The following is a 20889-nucleotide window of genomic DNA, read 5'->3' as shown; positions in this document are numbered from 1 at the left end:
AGGTGGCCTCGTTTTCACACGTCGCAATGGCCTACTTTTCGAACGTCGTCGACAGATGATACGGACAGCGCGCAATCGCAGCGGCAAGATTCGGGCGATCGGAACCGTCCGGGCCTATCGCGGGAAGGTATCCGGCTACCTCGTTCCGGAGTTCGGCGATACGCCGCTCCGGGATATCGACGTCGAGCGCATCCGCGTGATGATCGATCGCCTTGACAAGATCCCGGCGCCACTGAATCCGAAGTCGAAGTTCAACGGGATCACCCGGCCGGTGCTGATCGTGCTCATGATGATCTTGCGCCAGGCTGCCCGTGACGGCGTGATACCTGTGGCGCCGAACATCGTCGTATCTGTCGATGCTGGTGACCACTTCGTCCTCCATCCAATCGGACGGCAACCGCAGGCGGTGCGTCTCGGCATCCACGTTACGAACGGCCTCGAGCGACGCTCGGGTCCAGCCCCTATCAGCGATCACGCACCGCCAACCAGGCCCGGTGACAACACCCCCAGATCATCAAGGACAGGGGGCAGCAATCATGCCGAGCCTGGCAGGCCGTCACCCTTCAGGATCTCTCCACCCGGGCTACGAAGAAAGTAACGGGGCGTCGCGGCCCGCGACCGACAGATCTCCGGGTACATCGAGCCCGGCCACGCGCGCGGCGGCGACCGCGTCGCTGTATGCCCCCGCGCAAGTCGACGCGGTTCAGGCATCACACCAAGCCCCTGAGCGCGGATGCCACGGTTCCCCGGCTCGCCCCGGCGTTGCCGGACCGCGGCCGGAATGGCGGCGTGCGCGCGTGCCGCCATTCCGTCGCCGCGTCAGCAGACGAGGTTGTGCGTGTAGGTCGCGATCGGGTCGGTGCCGCCGTAGAGGTGCACGACGGCGCTCGTCACGCCCGTGTCGAGGACGATCGGAGCGTTGGCTCCGGCGTTGTAGTAGACCAGCCGGCCGTCGGGGGCGAGGTAGGTCGCGTGCCCGACGACGACGGAGTTCGCGGGGACGCCCGTCGCCGTCTGGTACGTGCCGTTGGTGACGCTGTAGACCGCCGGGATGCCGGTGGTCACGTACGTCACGTAGGGATCGGTGCCGCCGTAGAGCGCCGTCGTCGCGCTGGACACCCCTGAGCTGACCACGGTCGTGGTGTTGGTGGCGGCCCGGTAGTAGTACAGGAGCCCGTCGGGTGCGAGGTACGTGGAATGGCCGACCGCGGTGGTTCCGGCCGGGACGCCGGTCGCGGTGACGTAGTTCGCGGTGGTGGCGTTGTACGCCCTCGCGACACCGCCCGCGACGAACGTCAGCACGGGCTGCGTGCCGGCGAAGAGCGACACCTTCGCGCTCGACACCCCGGACGCGACGAGGACGGATGCGTTCGTTGCGGAGTTGAAGTAGTACAGATCGCCGTTGGCGGCGAGGAACGTCGCGTGACCGACGGCGGTGGATCCGTTCGGCACGCCGGCCGCGGTGATCGTGGTGCCCGTCGCCACGTCCTGCACCATGGCGACCCCGCCCGACACGTACGTGGAGTAGGACTGGGTGCTGCCGATGAGGACGGTCGTGCCGCTGGTGACATTCGTCGCGAGCGGCATCGCCTTGCCTGCGACGGTGTTGAAGTACACGAGGCTGCCGTCGGGGTTGAGGAAGGTTCCGTGGCCGACGGCGACGGAACCGAGCGGGATCCCGGTCGCGGGCGGGTTTCCGGCCGAGACGACGTCGTAGATCTTCGCGCCGACCTGAGCCGTCACCGCCACCGGCGCGGTCGCGTTCGCCCCGGTCATCGACGCGCCCATCGTCGGAACGGAGGCCGCGTTGGGCGTCGCCTTGATCGCAGGCAGGACGACCTTGCCGTTCGGGTCGGTGGTGAAGCTGCGGGGGCCGGTGAACCCGTCCGCCCAGGTGAGGCCGCTCGGCAGGACGACGCTCACCGTCGTGCTCGCCGCGGGAGTCGTGCCGTTCGTGGTCGCGGCGAGAGTCACGCCGGTCAGGTTGCTGCACCCGCCCACGGTGTAGGGGCCGTTGACGAACTTCAGCGTTGGTGCGCCCGCCGATGCTGCAGCCAGCGGCATGGCGGCGGCGGTCGCGATCACGGGGACGCTCCATGCCGCGCCCCGAACGATCGTGCGCCGACTGATCCGTCCCGCCGTGGCGCCCTCAGGCGCGCTCGGCTCCTGAGCCTGTCCCGCTGCAGGTCGTTGCAACATCGTGGTGCTTCCTTTCGCTGTGTTCTCTCGGCTTCGCTTTGCGGGCTTCAGCACGCGACGGACTCGACGTAGGTGACGCCGTCGACGCCGGCGGTGAACTCGCCGCCGACCGCGCTGACCACGTTCGACGCCGCGAGGTCGTTGCCGTGGAAGAGCCCGCCGTCGGGGGCGAGGAAGAAGCTCCAGCCGACCGGGGTGGCACCCGCCGGCACGGTGGCGAACGTCGTCGTGATGGGGGTCGACCCGTCGGGGAACCACTGGTACGACTTGGCGACTCCGCCTTCGATGAAGGAGACCCCGTCGGTGGCTCCGGTGGTCAGGTCGCCCAGCTGGTCGCCGACGGCGGCGCTGACACCGGTCCCGACCAGCTCACCCGAGCTGTGGTACAGGTCTCCGCCCGCGGTGAGGACGAAGTTGTGGCCTACCGCCTTCACTCCTGCGCCGTTGGGGACGGCCGGGAAGTCGCGCTGGATCGCGCTGGAGGGATCTGCGGGGTTGATGAAGTAGATCCGCGCCTGGCCGTTCGTCACGTACGTCACGGACTCGGCGCCGATGATCTGCTCGCCGATAGCGCTCGTGACGCCCGTGTCGATGAGGTCGTTGCCGTGGTAGAGCCCGCCGGCCGCGGTGAGGAAGAAGTTCCAGCCCACCGCGCGCGCCCCCGTGGGAACGCCGGTGAGGGCGGTTGCGCTGATCGCGTTGGTCGCCGGATCCCAGCTCCAGATGTGTGCGACGCCGTTCTCGTCGACGTACGCGACGCCGTCCAACACCCCGTTGGTCGCATCGCCCTGGGTGTCGCCGACGGCGCTGGAGACGTTCGATGCGATCAGCGTGTCACCGTGATACAGCTTTCCGCCGGGGCCGAAGAAGAAGTTCCACCCGGCCGACGTCGCGGCCGGGTTCGCGAACGTCACGATCGTGCCATCACCGGCACGCCAGTCCCGTGCGACGAGATTCGGGGTGACGGTCACTGGGGCGGTTGCCGTGGCGCCGGTGCTGGACGTCGCGGTGAGCACCGCGCTGGTTGCGGATGCGCCGAGGATCTGTCCGGAGGGGATGGTGATGCTGCCGGTCGCGTCCGTCGGAGAGAAGGACCTAGGGGCGGTCGACCCATCCGCCCACCGCAGCCCAGCCGGGAGCGTGACCGTCACGGTCTTTCCGGCGTCGGGCGTCGCGCCGTTCGACGTCAGATTCAGAACAACATCGCCCAGAGGCCCGCACCCGGTCGCCGTGTAGGGGCCGTTGACGAACTTCAGGGCCGGTGCGGCCACGGACGCCGCAGCCAGCGGCATCGCCGCAGCCGTGGCGATGATGGGGAGACTCCACGCCGCGCCTCGGACCACCGTGCGCCGACTGACCCGGCCGTTCCGAACGGCGCCGCCGTCGTCTGTGGCCTCCAGCGATTCGCCTGCACGTCCTTGCAGCATCTCGGCATGTCTCCTTCGTTCTTTGCGCTCTGGAATCCGGATTCACGGCGCGGACAGCAGGCGCGAGGATCGCACACCGCAATCGGTCATGAACGTCTTGCGCTCACGCCGGCGGAGCTGCCGCACTCCCGCGCTCGGCAGGTATCGGATACTGAACAGACTGTCCGAGCAGCCCGGAGGAAGCGACGGATTCCGGGGTGAAACGGGGGTGAAAAGGGGTCACCGCGCCTCTGCGACGGGCCTTATGCGCCGCTGGACGTTCGGCCGGATCACCGTGCTCCTGTGCGTCGCGGGCGGAGGATCGCCGTGAGTGCGACGGCGATCCAACTCAACGGGATGAGGGCGAGCAGCAGGAACAGTGCGGAGTAGTCCGCAACGCTCCTGATCGCGATCACGGCCCCGAGGACGAGCGACGGACCGATGAGCGAGCCGATGCCGATGACGGCGCTGTACACGCCCAGCCTCCAGCCCGCCCTTTCCGATGTCGTGAGCGCCAACGCTGCGGTGAAGAGCAATGTCGTGCTGATGCCGATCGCGATCCCGCTGAGAAGGCCCGCGATCGCCAGCAGCGCGAGGGAGGTCGTCATCGCCCGGAGGACCAATCCCGACACGAGCAGCACACCGGCGATGGTCAGGAGGGGCAGCGTGCGTCTCAGCATGCGGGGGAAGATCAGCATGACGACGGATGCTCCGACGAGGCCGAGGAGTGCCACGGCCAGGACGAGGGTCCCCGCCTGCGTCGCCTGATCCCATTCGAGACCGAGACGCGTCACGATATCCAGCGGGTGGTAGGTCAGGTACGCCGACAGGGCGACCTGCGAGCTGAACCCGAGCACGAGCACGGCGCCCCATGACATCCGCGGCGCCGCCGATGGCTCCGACTCGGGGGCGGGCGCGGAGGTCCTCGGGTGATGCTGAACATCTGCCGGCGCAGAGGTCCGCGCCAATGCGATCGCGACCACGGCCACGGCGCACAGCGCGAGGCAGATCGACGTCCCCCACGCAGATCCGGGCAGCAGCATCAACAACGCGATGGGGATGAGCAGCCCCACCGACGACACCGCGATCATGATCACCGCGCTGCGCTCCCGCCGAATGGCCGGCACGTGCGTCAGCAGGGCCCGAGACACGGCGATCGCTCCCGAAAGGCCTGCCTGTGCCAGGCCCCAGCCGGCGGCGAGCTCCCATCCCGAACGGGAGAGGCTCATCCACGCGAGCGCGAGAACCCCCACCGCGGTTCCACCGAAGAGCACCCACCAGCGGCTGCGGGCCGATCCCGTTCCGAGGTCGGCGGCCCGCCCTGCGAGGAGCGCGCCTACGATCGCGCTGCCGGACCCGACGGCGATGGTGGCCGCCGTCCAGCCTGCGGCGGCGTCCGCTCCCTCGATCTCCGAAGCCCGTCGCGCGATCGCCACGGTCGCCGGGGGAACGAGGGCGGCCAGCAGGAAGAACTTCGCGACGTTCGCCTTCAGGCCGAGCAGCCGTGACTCGTCGGCCGGTGTTTCCTGGTGATCACGGGGCAGCGGTTCTCCCGCGACATGCGTCATGACAGCCTCTCGTGCGGCGTGCCACCTCTGGCCTGGGCGGCATGATCGGGCGGGCGCACCGGCGTGCGGAGCATGGCGCCGCGCCCGCTGTCGGTCGGGACGCGGCGACTCCGGCAGAATATCGGATATGGAGAGCATGCCGGCTCTGGGAGACGGACAGACGAGCGACGCACACCGCAGAGAAGCTCCTTTCCGGAACCCTCCTGAGCTGGCCGTGCCGGCGACCGTGCAGGAGATCTCGGACGCCGTCGCGATCGAGGACTACGACGCCGTCATGGACCTGCTCCGGGCCGAGTGGTTCGCGCTGATCGCCGCCCATTCGGACGATCTTCGCGAGCTTCTCCGCGACCTGCCGCCGTCCGACCTCCAGAGCCGTCCGCTTCTCGGATTCGTGTACGGCCTGTCGTTCTACGGCCTCCCGCACCACCGCCTCAGGTCCGCCCGCATCCTCGTCTCCGTCCTGCGGGCGGCGCATGGCAGGAAGCGCGAGCTCCCCGCGATCGATCGCGCTCTCATCCGCGCCAGCGAGGCGGTCGCATATCGCCTCCTCGGCCGTCCCCGCCTCGGGCTCCGCTCCGCGCGGGCGGCCGTGCGCGCGCTCGACGGCCTGAGCGACGCCGAGCGCGAGGAGGTCGGTGACGTCCCCCGGATCTACAGCCAGATCGGGACGTCGTTCTACCGCGCGGGAAACGTCGACGAAGCGCTCGGGACGCTGGAGAAGGGTTACGCCGAAGCGGCGCCGGAGCGCCCGCAGAACGGGTTCTCGAACATCTCGATGCTGGCGGGCATCCACGCGTTCCGCGGCGACATGGGGCTGGCCGCGCGATACACCGAGCTCGCGCGTGAAGACTCCTGGACGGACGTCCAGAGATCGATGTATCCCGGCACCTTCTACCGCCTGGCCGAATCGATGATCGCGCTCGAGCGCTTCGATACCGCCACGGCGCGCGAGCATCTGGCGAGCATGGTCAACGACCCCGACACGATCGAGTTCTGGGTGGAGATCGCGATCGTCGAGGCCTGGACGGAGCTCGTCGACGGGCGACCGGGGGAGGCGATCGCGCGGCTCGACGCGTTCGTCGCGAGGCGGGGCGCCGAGGGACGATCCGTCGCGTCCCGGCATCGGCTCGCCGGCATACGCGGAGTGATCCATCTCGCCCTCGGCGACGCCGATGCCGCCTCGGTCGCCCTCCGTCACGATCCGGGCTCCGACGCGGACGCGCACGTCCAGCGGGCGCGTGTCGCTCTGGTGCTCGGGCGCATCGACACGGCTCTCGGCGAATCGCGGCGCGCCGCCGGCGCGGGGCTCTCCTCCCGCTCGGAGGCAGAACGGCTGACGATCGAACTGGCCGCCCTTCTGCGTTCCGCGCCGTCGGCGCGGAGCGCAAGGCTTGCTCTCCAGCTCGCCGCCGTGCTGGAGCACAGCGGTCAGCGTCTGGCACTCGTGCTGATCCCGCCATCCGACCTGGAACGGGTGCGAAGAGCGCTCGCGGACGCCGGTCGCGCCGACATCGCTCAGGACCTTCCGGCGCGATCGCTCCTGCTGCACGGGGAAGACGAGGCGAACCTGACCGAGCGCGAAGCCGTCGTGCTCGGCGAACTCGTCCGCACCTCATCGATCAAAGCCGTGGCGTCGACTCTCTACGTCTCCTCGAACACCGTCAAGTCCCAGGTCAGAAGCCTCTACCGCAAGCTCGGAGTGACCAACAGGGAAGACGCGATCGCCGTCGCCCGAGGTCGCGGCCTCCTGCACGACGGCGAACTCTGACGACTCTGACCACGCGATCCCGCGAAAGCACGGCCAGCGGGCACGCGCTCGCCGGTGATCACCGGCACGGGGCCGACCAGCGGCGCGTGCACGACCGGGTCGTCGAGGGCAGACTCGAGGGCGAGCGTCGCATCTGCGGGGATCCGGTCGAAGCCTTCGGGACTCAACAATCCGGCACGGTAAGCACGATGGCGTAATCGTGCTGGCGCACGGGTTAGCTCCACGCGTGCAGCGGTCCGACGGCACCGGCACCGGGCGAGCTCAGCGGCGTACGCAAGCCGCTGAGATCGCCCGGAACTGTTCGCTAACAGAAGTGTCGGCGTCAGCGCAGGCTGGGCACGCGTCGCACCAGGGATAGTTGCTGCCACCGGGCGTTCAGGCTCAAGCGGCGCGCGGCTGGCGTTATCGAGAGGGCGACGAGTACCAATGCGTAGATGATTTGCTCGTCGACGATCGGGTTGTTCGGGCTCTCCCACACCGCGATGCGCAGGGTCAGCATCAAGGCGATTCCCGAGACTGTGGCGATGCGTGTTGCGACTCCAGCGAGGAGTGCGATGCCGACTCCCCCCATGCCGAGCATGAAGAGCCAGTCGACGATCGGGCTTCCGGCGATGGAGGCAAAAACGGGGGCGAGTGGCCCCTGCGTCCCGAACTGAAGGAACCCGGTCGTGGGGGACCCCCCATGGATCCAAGCTTCGGGACCGAACGGTGTGACGGCGCCAGTCTTAGGATCTCGTCCGGTGGCGAAGCCGAACCCGAAGGTTTTGTCGAGGAACGTCCACAGGAAGACGAACGCAATGCCGATGCGCAATACCGGCCAGACGGCGTGCAGCGGATTAGGCTGCACGCCGCTCGTCTGCTGAGGGGATGTGGTGAAAGTGGGGGCTGTCATGGCGTCTCCGGTCTGTACCGCTTGCTTATCCTGAGCTCGTGTGAGCTCCGTCACTGGCAGAACACGACGTGGGCCTGCCTTGAGTTCATCGATATCGCCTTGAGTCCAAATATGACCGCGCGCGACCCAGTCCTCGCCGATCGTGCCGCACCGTCAGCCACCCGGCCGCTCCCATCGTGCCGGCACTGAGCCCCGCCCGCATCGTCCACCACGCCGACGGTGGTGCCGACCGGGCGTGACCGGCTCGGATCCGGGATGGCCGGACCTACTGGCAGGCGCCGTTCTGAAAGTGCGTGTTGAACGTATGCACCTGCACCCAGGCGATCTGCTTGTCCGGGTCGGTTGGCACGGTCCAGGAGGTCGAGCCGGCCGTTGGCGCATTGCCGAAGTTGGTGCCGAACGAGATGCTCGACCCGTCGGCATAGTGCACGTTCACTTCGTAGATGTCGGGAACGCGAGCGTAGGTCACCGCGACCATGTTCTGGTCGACGACGTAGCGGCCGTTGTCGCCGTCCTGGACGTTGCCGCACACGACGGCGGCTTTGCGCGTCGAGGCGGCCGCCATCGGCGCTGCGGCCGCGACCGCGATCACCGGGATTGACCACGCTGCTCCCTTCACGATCGTCCGCCGGCTCAGCATGGTCTTCTTTGTCTCGTTCATCGGTACTCCTGGGTGTGGGCTGCGCAGCTCAGTCCGGGCGGCGCTCACGGTCAATAGCCGTGCGACCTCGGATGACCCACCGCGCTGTTCTGCAGGCGGCGCTCGAGTGCGACGGCTCGGAAATCGAACCCGCAGGGCATGCCCTGACAGTCGAATGGCTGGTGACGCTCGGGCGCGTCACCGGTGTAAAACCCTGTCAGCCCTGAGATGACGGAGAAGGTCCGCGAGTTCCAAATCACCCCATTGCGCTTGTACCGCTCACCCGGTGACTCACCCTCAGGCCGGACGGGGCCCGGACCGCTGCCCTTCTGCTGGAGCGCGGCTGGGAGCTCCGCCCGACGGCATAGGATGGCCGTGCGGCGGTCCGTCAGGACGCATTCGCAGGGGATTTCGTGGGGACGAAACGTGGATATCGCGCAACGATTCATCGATGCGGCATTCGACGGCAGAGACGCTGAAGCCGTAGCGCTCATGGAGACATGGCCAGTCACGCTTTGGTACTCGATCGCGCCGCACCAACTGGGCCGTCTGCTCGCGCGACTCGATCCGCGGGCGCGGCGGCGCTCTCCGACTGTCGCTCTGATAGCCGAAGCACTCTCGCCCAAGGGGAGCCGTCCGCGCGCGCTGCAGACGAAAGGCCCGGTTCCAGATGATTTCTATCTGTGGGCGACCATCGCGGAGGCGCTACAGTTGCGGCTGTCGGGCGACCCAGTCGCCGCCTACGAGCTCTTATCCGAACTCTATGCGCAACTGCTCGGCCCGAAGCGCTACGGCATTGGGGTCTCCGACCCGATCCTCTCCTTCGTCCTGCGTCATGCCGCCGAGTCCGCGCTGCTGGCAGGACGGCTCCATGAGGCGCTGGTGCTTTTCGAGCGGCTCGCAAGCACCCCCAACGATGGCGAACTCGTCATCTTCGCGCGTGAGGCGCACCTCCGAGCCGCCCTCATCCACCAGCTCTACGGCAGCACCCGAGCGGCCGGAGCGCATCTGCGACAGGCAGAGAACGTCCCGCGCACCACCGGCTGGGCTGAGGCGCAGCTCGATCTGGACCGGCAGTTGATCGATGCGTTGCGACAGGTCGAGACCCCGGATGCGGCTGTCTCCGCGATCTTGGATCTCAGTTACGCGAGCGTGGGTGAGCTATGGCCGTTCATCGCCATCGGGTTGCATGCGTGTGCCGCGATCGCAGGGCGTCGCGACGATGCGCGGTCACGCATCGATGAACTGTGGACCGCTGGCTACGGACGCAGCGGCACCGGTTTCGTTGGTACGACCCTGCCCGCGCTTCTCGCCTATGACGCAATCCTCAGCGGCGATGTCCCGCATGCTCAGGCCGAGATTGCCGCCCTGCCCGCAGACACGTGGCTTGTGGTGCTCGTCCGCGCGCTGATCGATGTCGGATCAGGAGCGCCGATGCGCGCTCTCGCCGCCCTCGATGATGCGGAGGCGATGACGAGCGGGCTGAGGCAGGCGAATCGGCACCGCATCCTGGTCACCAGCCTTGCCCACTATCTCACCGACGACCCCGGCAAGGCAGCGCTCACCTTCCGCCGGCTTCCTGCCAAGGCACGACGATGCGGTGCCTACGAGATTTCGATCCTCACGATCCTCGCCCCCGGCGTGCTGAGCGTCGTCGCCGACCATGTGCCGGACCTACTGCCAGACGGATTCGCGACGGGCGATGCCGGCGTGCTCGAGAAGCCGCGTCTCACGCGCCCCGAGCTTGAAGTGCTGACCGGGCTCGCCCGCGGTCTGAGTCGTTCGGACATCGCGAAGGACCTGTTCCGCTCGGTGAACACGGTGAAAACCCACCAGCGCTCGCTGTACCGCAAGCTCGGCGTCTCCTCAGCCGCCGAAGCCGTGGATCATGCCATCGAAACCGGGCACCTATGGAACCGCAGCGCTCGGAGAGCACCTCTCTCTTGACAGGATGTTTCGGGACTCGGCACTCGGCATCGCCGTCCGCATGGGCCATGCCATGACGAGTGCTCAGCCGCCGATTCCGCGCCCGAGCACCAGCCCGTCGATCGCGGCGGCTCATCATGGCACGGAGGCAAAGAACCGCAGGGACTCGGAAAGGAACCACTCCGGCGCGTCGCGCCGGACGAAATGTCCCGCATCCGGAGCGACTGCATAGGTCGCGCCGCACTCGACGGCGAGTTCACGATGCGCTGCAGTCATACCGATCCGGTCCGTGCCTGTCAGGATACGGACTGGAACGCCGGCCCGCGTCACCGTGGCGAGCAGCTCTGGCCATGGTCGGGTCGGGATGATATCGCCGTTCTCGACGATCCACGGATCGGTTTCGGCCTTCGCACGTGCCCAGGCATCGATCTCATCGTCTGTCCATCGTGGAAAACGGCCACGGCCTATCGTTCTCCGCGCCTCGAGGTTGGCGTGCTGCAGAAGAACCAGATCATCGACCGCCGCGGCGGCAGCTCGCCGTTCCTGGTAGCGGGTCGGCGGCAACCGCCAGAAGGGGTCCTCAAGCAGCACGCCCGAGAACAGCGCGGGGTGATCTGCGACCGTGGCAATCACGGCGCCGCCGGCGGAATGCCCGTAAGCGAAGCGGGGGAGTTGGAGATCGACGACGCAGCTTTCCAAGGCGACCGTGAGGTCGTCGGCGATCACATCACCTGGATGCTGAGATGCGGCGGAGTCCGCCCAACGGGCGGAACCGCCATGACCACGCAGGTCGACGCGAACGACATCGAAGCCGGCTGAGGCCCAGGCCGCGGCGAGTGGGCGGAGCGTGTCTGCTGACTCCGCGAGTCCGTGCACGGCGAAGATCGAGCCCCGCGATGAACTGGCGGCGTTCATGCGCAGCATGTGGAGGGGCGATTCCGTCATCCGCGCAGCGCTGGTCCCGTAGACCCTCGCACGATCAGCTCCGGTTGGAGCATCACGTGTCCGCGGCGTTCCTGCGAGAGCGCGATGTCCGCTGCGGCGACTCCGACGTCGAAGAACGGAGGGCGAACGGTGGTGAGTCCTGGTGTGAGATCGCTCACGATCGGGACGTCGTCGAAGCCAACGACGGACATGTCGCGCGGGATGGAGATACCCGCCGCGCGCAGCGCGCGCAGCGCGCCGATCGCGATCACGTCGGTCATGCACACGAGCGCCGTCGCCGTGGCCTCGCTCTGCAGAAAACTGCGGACCGCGACTTCCGCTGGACCTTCGTGGTTCGTCGTCTCGATGACCAGGCCTGGATCGTATGCGAGGCCGTGGGAGCGCAGACCCTCGACGTAGCCGCCGTGACGCAGGTCCGCGGTGGTCATTCCTCGGCGCTCCCCGACGTACGCTATCCGTCGATGTCCGAGGGCGGTGAGGTGCTCGACGACGCTGAGAATTCCACGACGTTGGTCGTAGTCGGCGCTGGGGATCTCGTCGTGTCCATCAAGAGGGGGGCGGCCGCAGAAGACCAAGGGCGCGTCGACATCGGCCAATGAACGTGCGTACCCGACCGCGGCCCCCTCGAATGCATCATCATTCTCCGTCGACCCCACCAAGAGCACGCCGGCGGTACGCTGCTCCCGCAGCGACTTCACCAGGTCGCCTTCGCGCGCCCGATCGCCGTGGGTGGTGCAGATCATCAAGAGGTAGCCGCTGGGCGTCGTCCGAGACTCGACACCGGCCGCAAGCAACGCAAACGTCGGTCCGATCATGTCACGAACCACGAACGCCATGGTTCGCAGGCCCCGGCCGGTCATGGATCGGGCGAGGCCGTTGACGACATATCCCAGTTCATCCGCGGCATCGAGTACGCGTTTGCGCGTCACCTCGTGAACGTTCGAGGCGTCAGAGAAAACGCGCGAAGCCGTGGCCGCGGACACGCCGGCTCGTGCGGCGACGTCTCGAAGGTTGACAGTGCCGAGCCGTGCCGGCCCTGGACGCGTGCGGGGTTCACTCTCGGCGGGAACTTCTCGGTCGTTCACGGTCTCGATGTTAGGGGAAAGGTGTCAGCGAAGAAACTGGTTACATGTCGAGGGGCGGTAAGTCTGGGCGGTCACAGCAACATGTGGAACTAGTTACATTCTGCTTGACTTGAGCGGTGGCGTGGTCTACTTTCGAGCATGAAACTAGTTCCAGCACCTGCTGGAGCTAGAACCCGAGGAGACTCTCCGTGCAACGAGGCACCGCAACGACCGCGCGCCGGCGAACCAGAACGTCGAGCCGTGGCACTCTCGCACTGCTGCTACTCGCGCTTCCCGGCATCGCGTGGTTCCTGGTCTTCGCCTATGGCCCGATGGCAGGGCTCATCGTTGCGTTCAAAGACTTCAACGTCACCGACGGCATCTTCGGGAGCCCCTGGAACGGGTTGCAGAACTTCGCGTACTTCTTCGCGAGCGGTGACGCACCCCGCATCGTCATCAACACCATCCTGCTCAATGCGATGTTCCTCACCGCATCGATGGCCGCGGGCCTGCTTCTTGCGCTGATGCTCAACGAGATTCGGGGGAACCTCATTCGGCGGTTCGGCCAGTCGGTGATTTTCTTCCCCTACTTCGTGTCCCCGATCGTAGTGAGCATCATCCTCCAGGCGGTGCTGGCCGGCGTAGGTGGGCGGGGCGGCATGCTGAACGACTTCCTGAACGTCTTCGACATACCTCAACTCAACTGGTACACGACGCCGGGAGTCTGGCCGTGGATCCTCACCATCGTGAAAGTGTGGCAGCTCGGCGGATACACGTCGGTGATCTTCCTTGCGGCGATCACGTCCATCTCGGAGGACGTCTACGAGGCCGCGGCGCTTGACGGGGCCAGCCGTGCACGCATGGCGCGCTCCATCACGACACCTTTGCTGCTACCGACGTTCGGGATACTGATCGTCCTCGGCGTCGGGCGGATCTTCTTCGGAGACTTCGCCACCATCTACGCCATTGTCGGTGACAACGGGACGCTGTTCCCGACGACAGACGTGATCGACACCTACGTCTTCCGATCGCTGCGCACCGTCGGCGACTTCGGCACCACCGCGGCGATCGGTCTGTTCCAGTCGCTGGTCGGGTTCGTGTTCGTGGCCGCCGCCGTCATCGTGCAGCGGCGCATCGACAAAGAAAGCAGCATCCTGTGAGCGCTCTCACCTCGACTCGTCCTTCTACGCCGCGCGAGACGGTGTCGGCCCCGAAGGCAAGCGGCCCGGCCCGGCGGACACGCAACCGCCCCGAGGCGTTCCAGATCATCAGCTATCTCTGCATCGGGACCTTCTCGGTGTTCTGCCTGGTACCGCTCTGGATGATCATCGCCGGGTCCTTCACGGACGAGACAAGCCTTGCCGCGCAGGGGTACAGTTTCTGGCCGGCGCCGTTCTCGCTCGCGGCGTACCAGATGCTGTTCTCCGGACAATCGCTGCTGCTCGGTTATGCAGCGTCTCTGTTCATCACCGTCGTGGGAACAGCGCTCTCACTCTCCTTTACGGCGCCATTGGCCTGGGTGATCGCACGACGACTTCCGCGCGTGAGTCGGCCGCTCACGATCTTTGCGTACATACCGATGCTCTTCACGGGCGGGCTGGTACCGCTTTACCTCCTGGTGACCCAGGTGCTGCAGTTGACGAACAGCTGGTTCGCGGTGATTCTGCCCGTCATGCTGGCGCCGTTCCTCATCTTCGTGTCGGTCAGCTTCTTCCGGCAGCTTCCCGAGGAGATCTTGGACTCGGCGCGGATCGACGGCGCGGGCGAGCTGCGGGTCTTCTTCCAGATCGTGTTGCCTCTGTCGAAGCCGATCCTCGCGGTGGTCGGACTGTTCTACGCCGTCACCTACTGGAACGAATGGTTCATGGCGCTGCTCTTCCTCTCGGACCCTGACAAGTTCCCCCTGCAGTTGATCCTGCAGAACCTCATCTCCAACGTTGCGAACGCCGCGAGTCTCCCCGGTGCGTCCGCCGCTCAGGCCGCGGCGCCCGTGTATCAGCTGCGGTTCGCGATGACCGTTCTCACGATCGCGCCGATCCTCTTCGCCTACCCCTTCGCCCAGCGCTACTTCGTCAAGGGCCTCACTCTCGGAGCCACCAAGGGCTGAGAGGCCCACCGCACTGATCCCTGCCACCTGTTTTCAAAGGAGTTCACAGACATGTCAACATCCATCAGCCGCCGTGGCTTCCTGGCAATGGGCGGCGCTGCCGCCTTCTCGATCGGGCTGGGCGCAGCTCTCACCGGCTGTTCTCCGTCCGGTTCCACCGGTTCGGTCTCCGGCACCTCGCTCTCCATCCTTCCGGGCACCGCGCCCACGAACTGGAAGACAGTGCTCGACAAGTTCAATGCAGGACTGAGGAAGGAGCACGGGTTCGCTCTCGACGCGCAGTTCATCAACTGGACGAACTACGGGCAGCAGTCGCTGCTCAAGTTCACTGCCGGCGCGAAGTTCGACAATGCGCTGCAAGCGCTATGGCTGAACCTGGCGCAACTCCAGCAGCAGAAGGCGCTCGCTGATCTCACGAGTGAAGTGGCGAAGTGGCCGAATCTTTCCAAACAGCTCCCTTCCGACCTCATCGACGCCAACAAGTGGAGCGGCCATCTGTGGGGGATTCCCCAGGCGAACAGTGCCGGTCGCGTGCAGCACTTCAGCATCCGCAAGGATCTTGCCGAAAAGCACGGATTCGGCGCAATCGAGGATTACGACACCTTGGAGAAGTACTTCTACGACGTCAAGCAGAAAGAATCGGGCGTCACTCCGTTCGCAGTCGCCTCGAACCAGACCTTCGAGCTCGCGATCGGCCCGCAAGGGCCGGTCGGACTCTTCGATCAGGCAGGATGGGCCGCCCCGTCGAGGTACTTCAACACGTTGTTCGCCGGATCCGGGCTCTACTTCAGCTTCGACGAGCGCAAGCTTGCGAGCGGAACCGCCGACCCGATCCCGTTCTGGGAGAACACGCAGATCGTCGACACCCTTCGCCGTATTCGCAAGTACTACCAGGACGGCATCATCAACGCAGACGGGCTGAATACTGACAGCGCGACGATCACCGCACAGTTCCAGGCGGGAAAGTTCGGCGGCCAGTGGGCGATCACGGACGGCACGGCCAGCAACGCGCTCGTCGCTCTGCGCAAGGCTGTGCCCACGGCGGATCTGCAGGAGGTGCTGCCGTTCGGCGGCCCCCTCGGGTCTCAGAAGCCGCTGCAGACTTTCCAGGCGGACAATCTCGTGGTTGTGAGTGCCCGCGGCGGCGATCTCGACCGGGCGATGGCGCTCCAGGACTATCTGTCGATTCAGAAGAATCATGATCTGCTTGGATACGGCATCGAGGGAACGGACTGGTCTCCGCAGGGTGAGAACGGTATCAAGCAGCTCAGCTCGTACAGCTTCCCCGGGTTCGCGCTGTTGTGGCGTTCGAAGCTCGAGCGACGCTCGTCGTACATGACAGAGTCCGAAAGCGCAGTGTTCGACTGGGCGCAGAGCTACGACAACTTCACAAGGGCCACGCTCGCTTCCTTCATTCCTGACGTGACGCCCGTGAAGCAGGCGGCGGCAGCGATGAACAACGTGATCACGCAGTTCGCCAACCCCCTGTTCTACGGGGTGGTCGATGTGGACAGCCAGCTTGATCAGCTCAAGGCCGCGGCCGACGGCGCCGGCCTCAGCACGCTTCAGAACGAGATGGCCAAGCAGGTGCAGGCCTATCTGAAGGCTCGCAGCTGACAGCCAGCGGGTGCGGATGATGAGTCTTCCGCCGCTTCCCGTATGCAGATGGTAACCACGCAGGGCCATCGATGCGCCGTCATGCCTCGGCGCCGCACGGAACCATGATTCGCCATGACCGACGTCGAACAGACAGGAAACCCATGAGCAAGGACATCAGCCGCCGTCACCTTCTCACCACCGCGGCCACCGGCGCGGGACTCGCCATCGCGAACGCGGTCGTCTGGCAGTCGATGCCCGCGAGCGCCGATCCGCGGCCCGGCGTCGCCGCCGCGGGTAAGCCTGTCGATGGGCCCGCAATCGATCGGTTGGTCTTCGGTGATGCCGGATCCGAGGCGGCGCATGGTCTCACGTCGACGCTGTCGGATGTCGTCCCCGGCGCGCTCAGTCAGTCGGCACGCGTCCTCAATCCCACGGCGCAACCGGGGTGGTGGGGAGGGTCGCTGACATTCACCGTGCAGGTGGACCCGATGGCGACCAATTACGTCACGGTGAAGCTCTGGGGCGGCGACCACGGCGATGCTGCTGACGAGTCGCACAACTGGCGCCTGCAGCTCTTCGTCGATGGCGAGTCCGTCGGCTGGTACGACGAGGGCTCGATCGACAACCTTGACCTGTTGGGCATCGATCCGAGATCTCCGGAGCGGTTCTTCCTCCACACACTCCCGCTGCCCGCTGCGAAGACCTCCGGTAGAACGTCCCTTCAGGTCGAGATCCGGTCGATGGGGCGGATCTGGTCCTACGGCCAGGCGAACAACTTCTTCTACGACCAGACCGAGCCCTCGCGGCCGATCTACGGTGTCTACTCACACTCGACGCCCTACTTCGTCCCGGCATCCGACGACGTCTTCGGCGCGGCACCCGCGGCACCGGCCAGGGAGAACACGGATGACGACGCCATCGCCCAAGTACGCTCCCGAGTGCTCGCCGAGCAGCAGCGCCTGGTATACGGGGGTGGCACGCAGAACATGGACGCGTGGGGCTTCAATGCGCTGGCCGAGGGGTACGCCTGGAAGGACAGCACCGCGTTCCAGAACCCCGACGCGCTGTCGGCGATCTGCGAGGCGATCGACGGCCGTTACCTCGCGTGGAAGGCCGACGCCACGGTGCTCACGGCCTCAGATCAGCAATGGCAGGGGTTCGGTCGAGTCGGACTCGTCCTCGCCTATCTGTGGCAGGACATCCAGACCGAACTCGCCAAGAACGTCGTACCCGGGACGACCCGGTTGGTGAATCCGGGATTCGAACTCGGAACAGATGTGCCACTGGGCTGGTACGTACAGCCGTGGGCCGCGAACGGCCGTCTCTCTCGTGACGCGTCGACAGCGCACGGCGGACAGGCATCGGCAAAGGTCGTCTCGAACGGTGCGGGGATCGTTGTGTCTCCGACCGATTCGGTCCTCGTCGGCCCCGGCACCTTGACGCTGTCAGGATGGTGTAGGACCGACGGATCCACGGCGTCCTTGACCTCGGCGAAGCTGGATGTGCTGTTCTTCGACGATGCGAATCGCCTCGTAGGATCCGACAACAACTTCTTCCCTGGTTCCCGCGTGGACACCTGGCAACAGATCACCGGATCGGTCCAAGTGCCGACCGGTGCGACGCGATATCAGCTGTGGATGGTCGCGATGAACGGAGCGACGGCGTGGTTCGATGACCTGACGGTCGATGCGCCCGAGCCGATCGTCGCATCACCGGTGGCGCGCAGAGACGCGTATCGGGACATGCTCGTGTCGAGTCGGGACTACTGGATGCAGAACTCCCGCTTCTACACGAACCAGGCGCAGATCGCCGCGATCGGCATCTATCAGGCGAATCGTGGCTTGTCCCTGCTCTCACCGGGGGATGCCTGGTCAGAGACGCGCGCGCGGCGCTGGATCCACGAAAGCATCGGTTTGAAGCCCTTCCTCGGCTCCGAGCTCCCGGACGGCACGCGCACCGTCCCGCTCGGGACGGACTACGCCGTCGTCACGCCCAAGGGGTTGACGCGTGAACTGGGCTATGTCGGCAACTACGGCGAAGTGACCGACTGGCTGGTCATGATGTACGAGTCGTTGACGCGTGGTCATGGGGCTGTGGAAGCACCGGAGGTGCGCGAGCAGATCCTGAAGATCATCAAGACGCGCGCCTACTTCCGGCATTTCGACGTGGACGCCGAAGGGAAGCGGATCAGCCGTCTGGAGACCGAGATCGGCTGGCGAAACGAGGTGTATCCCGGCATCGCCGACTACGTGCAGCCGACGCACTGGGATTCGAGCCCGGTCATGGCTGCGGGGGCCTTCGGCGATACGGACCTGGTCGGCTGGACGCAGGAGATGTTCGATGACGGGCAGTTCGGGCCGCAACTGCAGCTCCTGACCACGAACCTGGGGACGAGGGTAGGCCTCGCTGCCACAAGGACCCTGGCGCGTGATCTGCCGGACTTCCGTGCCGCGGCTGCGTCATCTGCCCGCATGCCGGCCGGATGGTCGGCGCCGGACTACGTGTTCACGGACGAGGTCGCCGGGGCGATCGCGGTCAAGAACGGCCAAGAGCTCTTCTTCGCCTCGCTGTATTGGCGTGCTCGGGCAGGTGTCAACGGCTGGGGCCGTGTGCACCTCGTCACCCCGTCGTTGCAGCGCTCTGCAACGGTGCGGGAAAGGACAGACGGAGAACTCTCCGCCACGACGTTCACCGTGCAGGACTGGGTGACCTGGGACTACGCGATCAACGATGCGACCGGCGGCCCGTCTCCGATCCCCGCCGGTGGCTGGTCAGCTCCAGGCGATGTCGTGCACCAGGCCTTCTCCGGTGAGGTGATGCAGCAGGCCAAGCTTCCTGCAGGCGTCGATCCGACATTCGGCTCGCCCACTCTGGGCACGGAGGCTGCCCTCGTCGGTCTCGCGCCGTTCTATCAGCTCGAGTACGGTCGCTACATCGTCGCGATGAACACGACCCTTGACCAGACGTTCCGCCTGGGCACGTCGCAGAAGGGCAAGGCGCGGGTTCTCTCCGCGGGACCGCACGGGCGCCAGGATCTGAACTCGACGGTCGAACTGCAGCGGCCGATCAAGATTGGCCCGCGCAGCACTTTGGTGCTCTACCGCCTCTAATCCGAACCACGATCGAGAAGAGGGAGGGGGTATGCCGATGCCTGCTGTCAACCCGGTGATCCGCGGCTTCGCACCGGATCCTTCGATGCTCCGCGTGGATGAGTGGTTCTATGTCGCAACCAGCTCGTTCGAGTGGTATCCGACCATCCCCATCCGTCGCTCTCGTGACCTCGTCGAGTGGGAGTACGTGGGGAGCGTGGAGGGTGCGGTCCCGGAAGGACACCTGCATGGTGTACCCGACTCCGCCGGGATCTGGGCGCCCTCCATGAGCCATGATGGCGAACGATTCTGGATGGCATACGCGATCGTTCGGACTTTCCTTGGCAGACAGCTCGACGTCGAGACGTATGTGACGACGGCACCGGCGGCACAGGGCCCGTGGTCTACCCCTGCGAGGGTTAGCGGCCATGGATTCGACCCCTCGATCTTCCACCATGAGGGGGCGCACTATCTGCTCAATCTGCAGTGTGACTCGCGCTCCGGCGGGAGTCGTTTCTCCGGCATTCTGATCGCGCGGCTGAACGATGAAGGCACTCGTATCGCTCAGCCCCCGGTCCTCTTGCTGCAGCATGCGACGTTGATCGAGGGACCGAAGCTGCTCCACCGTGACGGCTGGTTCCATCTCATGCTCGCACAGGGGGGCACCGGCGTGGAGCACGGCGTTCTGATGGCACGCAGCCGGGAACTGTTCGGACCGTACGAGCTCGACGAGCAGCCACTTCTGACGTCGCGCGACGACTCAGGGCTTCGGCTGCAGAAGGCGGGCCACGGTGAGCTGCTCCAGGATGAACAGGGCCGGTGGTTCTTAGGTCATCTCGCTTCCCGGTGGCTGGACACGGCGCAAGGGCGCCAGTTCCCCTGGGGTCGTGAGACCTGCGTCCAGGAGATCGAGTGGCGGGACGGCTGGCCTCGACTCGCCTCGGGCGGGTGGCACCCGGCCGACACGTTCACACCGCCGGTCGTGGTCGGGGATGCCGCCCCAAAGCCCGTACCGCCCCTGGGCGCGCCCGGCTGGCCATGGCGGACATCGCGCAGTGACGGCACAAGCTGGGCCGTCACTGCGCCCGACGGGTTGCGGATCCGCGGCAGACATGGGCTCGAGTCGCTCTTCGGCGCGAGCTTGGTCGCGCAGCCCCTTCGTGAACGTTCCGTGCAGCTCGGCGCCATCGTGGACGCTGATCCTCGCTCGTACACCGAGGGCGCCGGTATCGTGCTCTGGTACGACTCAACAAGCTACTACTCGTTGGCGATCACCTGGGTCGAGCCGGACGGACAGCAGCAGCGCGGACAGCAGTGGCGCGGGGAGGGCAGCCGCGCTGTAGTGCTCACTGCACGCGACGCCATCGGGGCACGCGTACTGGCGACCCGCCGCTTGAGCGATCGGAAACCGGTCGAGCTGGTTGCTGTCATCGACGGCGCATGGGCGCATTTCAGCGTCGATGGCGAACCGATTGGACCGTCGTTGGATGTCGGAATCCTCTCGGACGACTATGCCGGAGGTCTTCGCTTCACCGGTGCCATGGTTGGCGTATTCGCGTTCGATGTCGTGAGTGCGGAGTTCTCCGCCACGTTCCGGAACCTCAACGCTGTTCAGTACAGCCAGGAGCCGTGACATCGGATGCGATGAGGTCGGCTGCCCTCGAGGGGTAGACGACTTCATCGCCC

At 66.3% G+C, this 20889-nt stretch carries 14 protein-coding genes and 1 pseudogene; 8 read left to right on the top strand and 7 right to left on the bottom strand.

Features of this window, described 5'->3' with window-relative positions; translation table 11 throughout:
- Positions 1–598, top strand: a pseudogene (locus ACTJI8_RS17655) (hypothetical protein); the annotation flags it as partial.
- Between the two features lie 221 nt (positions 599–819).
- Here ACTJI8_RS17655 and ACTJI8_RS17650 read toward each other — a convergent pair.
- The 3 genes from ACTJI8_RS17650 to ACTJI8_RS17640 all read right to left on the bottom strand — a co-directional run bounded on the left by ACTJI8_RS17650 (position 820) and on the right by ACTJI8_RS17640 (position 5173).
- Entirely contained in the window at positions 820–2085 is a 1266-nt protein-coding gene (locus ACTJI8_RS17650; RefSeq protein WP_440734730.1) for a hypothetical protein, read from the bottom strand.
- A gap of 161 nt (positions 2086–2246) precedes the next feature.
- Positions 2247–3626, bottom strand: coding sequence for a hypothetical protein (locus tag ACTJI8_RS17645; protein WP_440734729.1), 1380 nt, complete (start codon positions 3624–3626; stop codon positions 2247–2249).
- Positions 3627–3895: 269 nt separating this feature from the next.
- Positions 3896–5173, bottom strand: a complete 1278-nt coding sequence (locus tag ACTJI8_RS17640; RefSeq protein ID WP_440734728.1) for an MFS transporter — start codon at positions 5171–5173, stop codon at positions 3896–3898.
- Positions 5174–5300: 127 nt separating this feature from the next.
- Here ACTJI8_RS17640 and ACTJI8_RS17635 point away from each other — a divergent pair, with 127 nt between their 5' ends.
- Complete coding sequence (locus ACTJI8_RS17635; protein ID WP_440734727.1) at positions 5301–6941, top strand: LuxR C-terminal-related transcriptional regulator; 1641 nt, start codon at positions 5301–5303, stop codon at positions 6939–6941.
- Between the two features lie 322 nt (positions 6942–7263).
- On the opposite strand, the gene ACTJI8_RS17630 is transcribed toward ACTJI8_RS17635, so the two are convergent.
- Together ACTJI8_RS17630 and ACTJI8_RS17625 are read right to left on the bottom strand one after the other, a co-directional pair.
- Positions 7264–7833 (bottom strand): hypothetical protein, encoded by a 570-nt coding sequence (locus ACTJI8_RS17630; protein ID WP_440734726.1) that lies wholly within the window; start codon positions 7831–7833, stop codon positions 7264–7266.
- A 265-nt stretch (positions 7834–8098) separates the two neighbouring features.
- Entirely contained in the window at positions 8099–8494 is a 396-nt protein-coding gene (locus ACTJI8_RS17625) for a hypothetical protein (RefSeq protein ID WP_440734725.1), read from the bottom strand.
- 405 nt (positions 8495–8899) lie between these two features.
- Between ACTJI8_RS17625 and ACTJI8_RS17620 the strand changes: the two genes are divergently transcribed.
- Positions 8900–10420, top strand: a complete 1521-nt coding sequence (locus ACTJI8_RS17620) for a helix-turn-helix transcriptional regulator (protein ID WP_440734724.1) — start codon at positions 8900–8902, stop codon at positions 10418–10420.
- A gap of 114 nt (positions 10421–10534) precedes the next feature.
- Here the strand turns inward: ACTJI8_RS17620 and ACTJI8_RS17615 are convergent, their stop codons facing one another.
- Positions 10535–11344, bottom strand: coding sequence for an alpha/beta hydrolase (locus tag ACTJI8_RS17615; RefSeq protein WP_440734723.1), 810 nt, complete (start codon positions 11342–11344; stop codon positions 10535–10537).
- Positions 11341–12429: a LacI family DNA-binding transcriptional regulator gene (locus ACTJI8_RS17610; RefSeq protein WP_440734722.1), complete on the bottom strand. Its 1089-nt coding sequence runs from the start codon at positions 12427–12429 to the stop codon at positions 11341–11343. Before ACTJI8_RS17610 ends, ACTJI8_RS17615 begins: the two co-directional genes overlap by 4 nt.
- A 188-nt stretch (positions 12430–12617) precedes the next feature.
- Here ACTJI8_RS17610 and ACTJI8_RS17605 point away from each other — a divergent pair, with 188 nt between their 5' ends.
- The 5 genes from ACTJI8_RS17605 (at position 12618) to ACTJI8_RS17585 (ending at position 20836) form a co-directional block, all read left to right on the top strand.
- A complete protein-coding gene (locus ACTJI8_RS17605; protein WP_440734721.1) occupies positions 12618–13568 on the top strand; it encodes an ABC transporter permease subunit in 951 nt (316 codons plus the stop codon).
- Positions 13565–14515, top strand: coding sequence for a carbohydrate ABC transporter permease (locus tag ACTJI8_RS17600; protein WP_440734720.1), 951 nt, complete (start codon positions 13565–13567; stop codon positions 14513–14515). Before ACTJI8_RS17605 ends, ACTJI8_RS17600 begins: the two co-directional genes overlap by 4 nt.
- 51 nt (positions 14516–14566) lie before the next feature.
- Complete coding sequence (locus ACTJI8_RS17595; RefSeq protein WP_440734719.1) at positions 14567–16132, top strand: DUF3502 domain-containing protein; 1566 nt, start codon at positions 14567–14569, stop codon at positions 16130–16132.
- Between the two features lie 143 nt (positions 16133–16275).
- Positions 16276–19224, top strand: a complete 2949-nt coding sequence (locus tag ACTJI8_RS17590) for a hypothetical protein (protein ID WP_440734718.1) — start codon at positions 16276–16278, stop codon at positions 19222–19224.
- 37 nt (positions 19225–19261) lie between these two features.
- Entirely contained in the window at positions 19262–20836 is a 1575-nt protein-coding gene (locus ACTJI8_RS17585; RefSeq protein ID WP_440734717.1) for a family 43 glycosylhydrolase, read from the top strand.
- Positions 20837–20889: the final 53 nt, after the last annotated feature.

Origin of the sequence: Microbacterium sp. 22303, assembly GCF_052045265.1 — a bacterium.
GTDB lineage: Bacteria > Actinomycetota > Actinomycetes > Actinomycetales > Microbacteriaceae > Microbacterium.
This window is presented reverse-complemented; position numbering and strand designations above follow the sequence as displayed.

Excerpts from the sequence above, each read along its gene's own strand:
- ACTJI8_RS17615 (WP_440734723.1), bottom strand. The coding sequence starts at position 11,344 with ATGACGGAATCGCCCCTCCACATGCTGCGCATGAACGCCGCCAGTTCA.
- ACTJI8_RS17640 (WP_440734728.1), bottom strand. The coding sequence starts at position 5,173 with ATGACGCATGTCGCGGGAGAACCGCTGCCCCGTGATCACCAGGAAACA.
- ACTJI8_RS17630 (WP_440734726.1), bottom strand. The coding sequence starts at position 7,833 with ATGACAGCCCCCACTTTCACCACATCCCCTCAGCAGACGAGCGGCGTG.
- ACTJI8_RS17625 (WP_440734725.1), bottom strand. The coding sequence starts at position 8,494 with ATGAACGAGACAAAGAAGACCATGCTGAGCCGGCGGACGATCGTGAAG.
- ACTJI8_RS17645 (WP_440734729.1), bottom strand. The coding sequence starts at position 3,626 with ATGCTGCAAGGACGTGCAGGCGAATCGCTGGAGGCCACAGACGACGGC.
- ACTJI8_RS17595 (WP_440734719.1), top strand. The coding sequence starts at position 14,567 with ATGTCAACATCCATCAGCCGCCGTGGCTTCCTGGCAATGGGCGGCGCT.
- ACTJI8_RS17585 (WP_440734717.1), top strand. The coding sequence starts at position 19,262 with ATGCCTGCTGTCAACCCGGTGATCCGCGGCTTCGCACCGGATCCTTCG.
- ACTJI8_RS17635 (WP_440734727.1), top strand. The coding sequence starts at position 5,301 with ATGGAGAGCATGCCGGCTCTGGGAGACGGACAGACGAGCGACGCACAC.
- ACTJI8_RS17590 (WP_440734718.1), top strand. The coding sequence starts at position 16,276 with ATGAGCAAGGACATCAGCCGCCGTCACCTTCTCACCACCGCGGCCACC.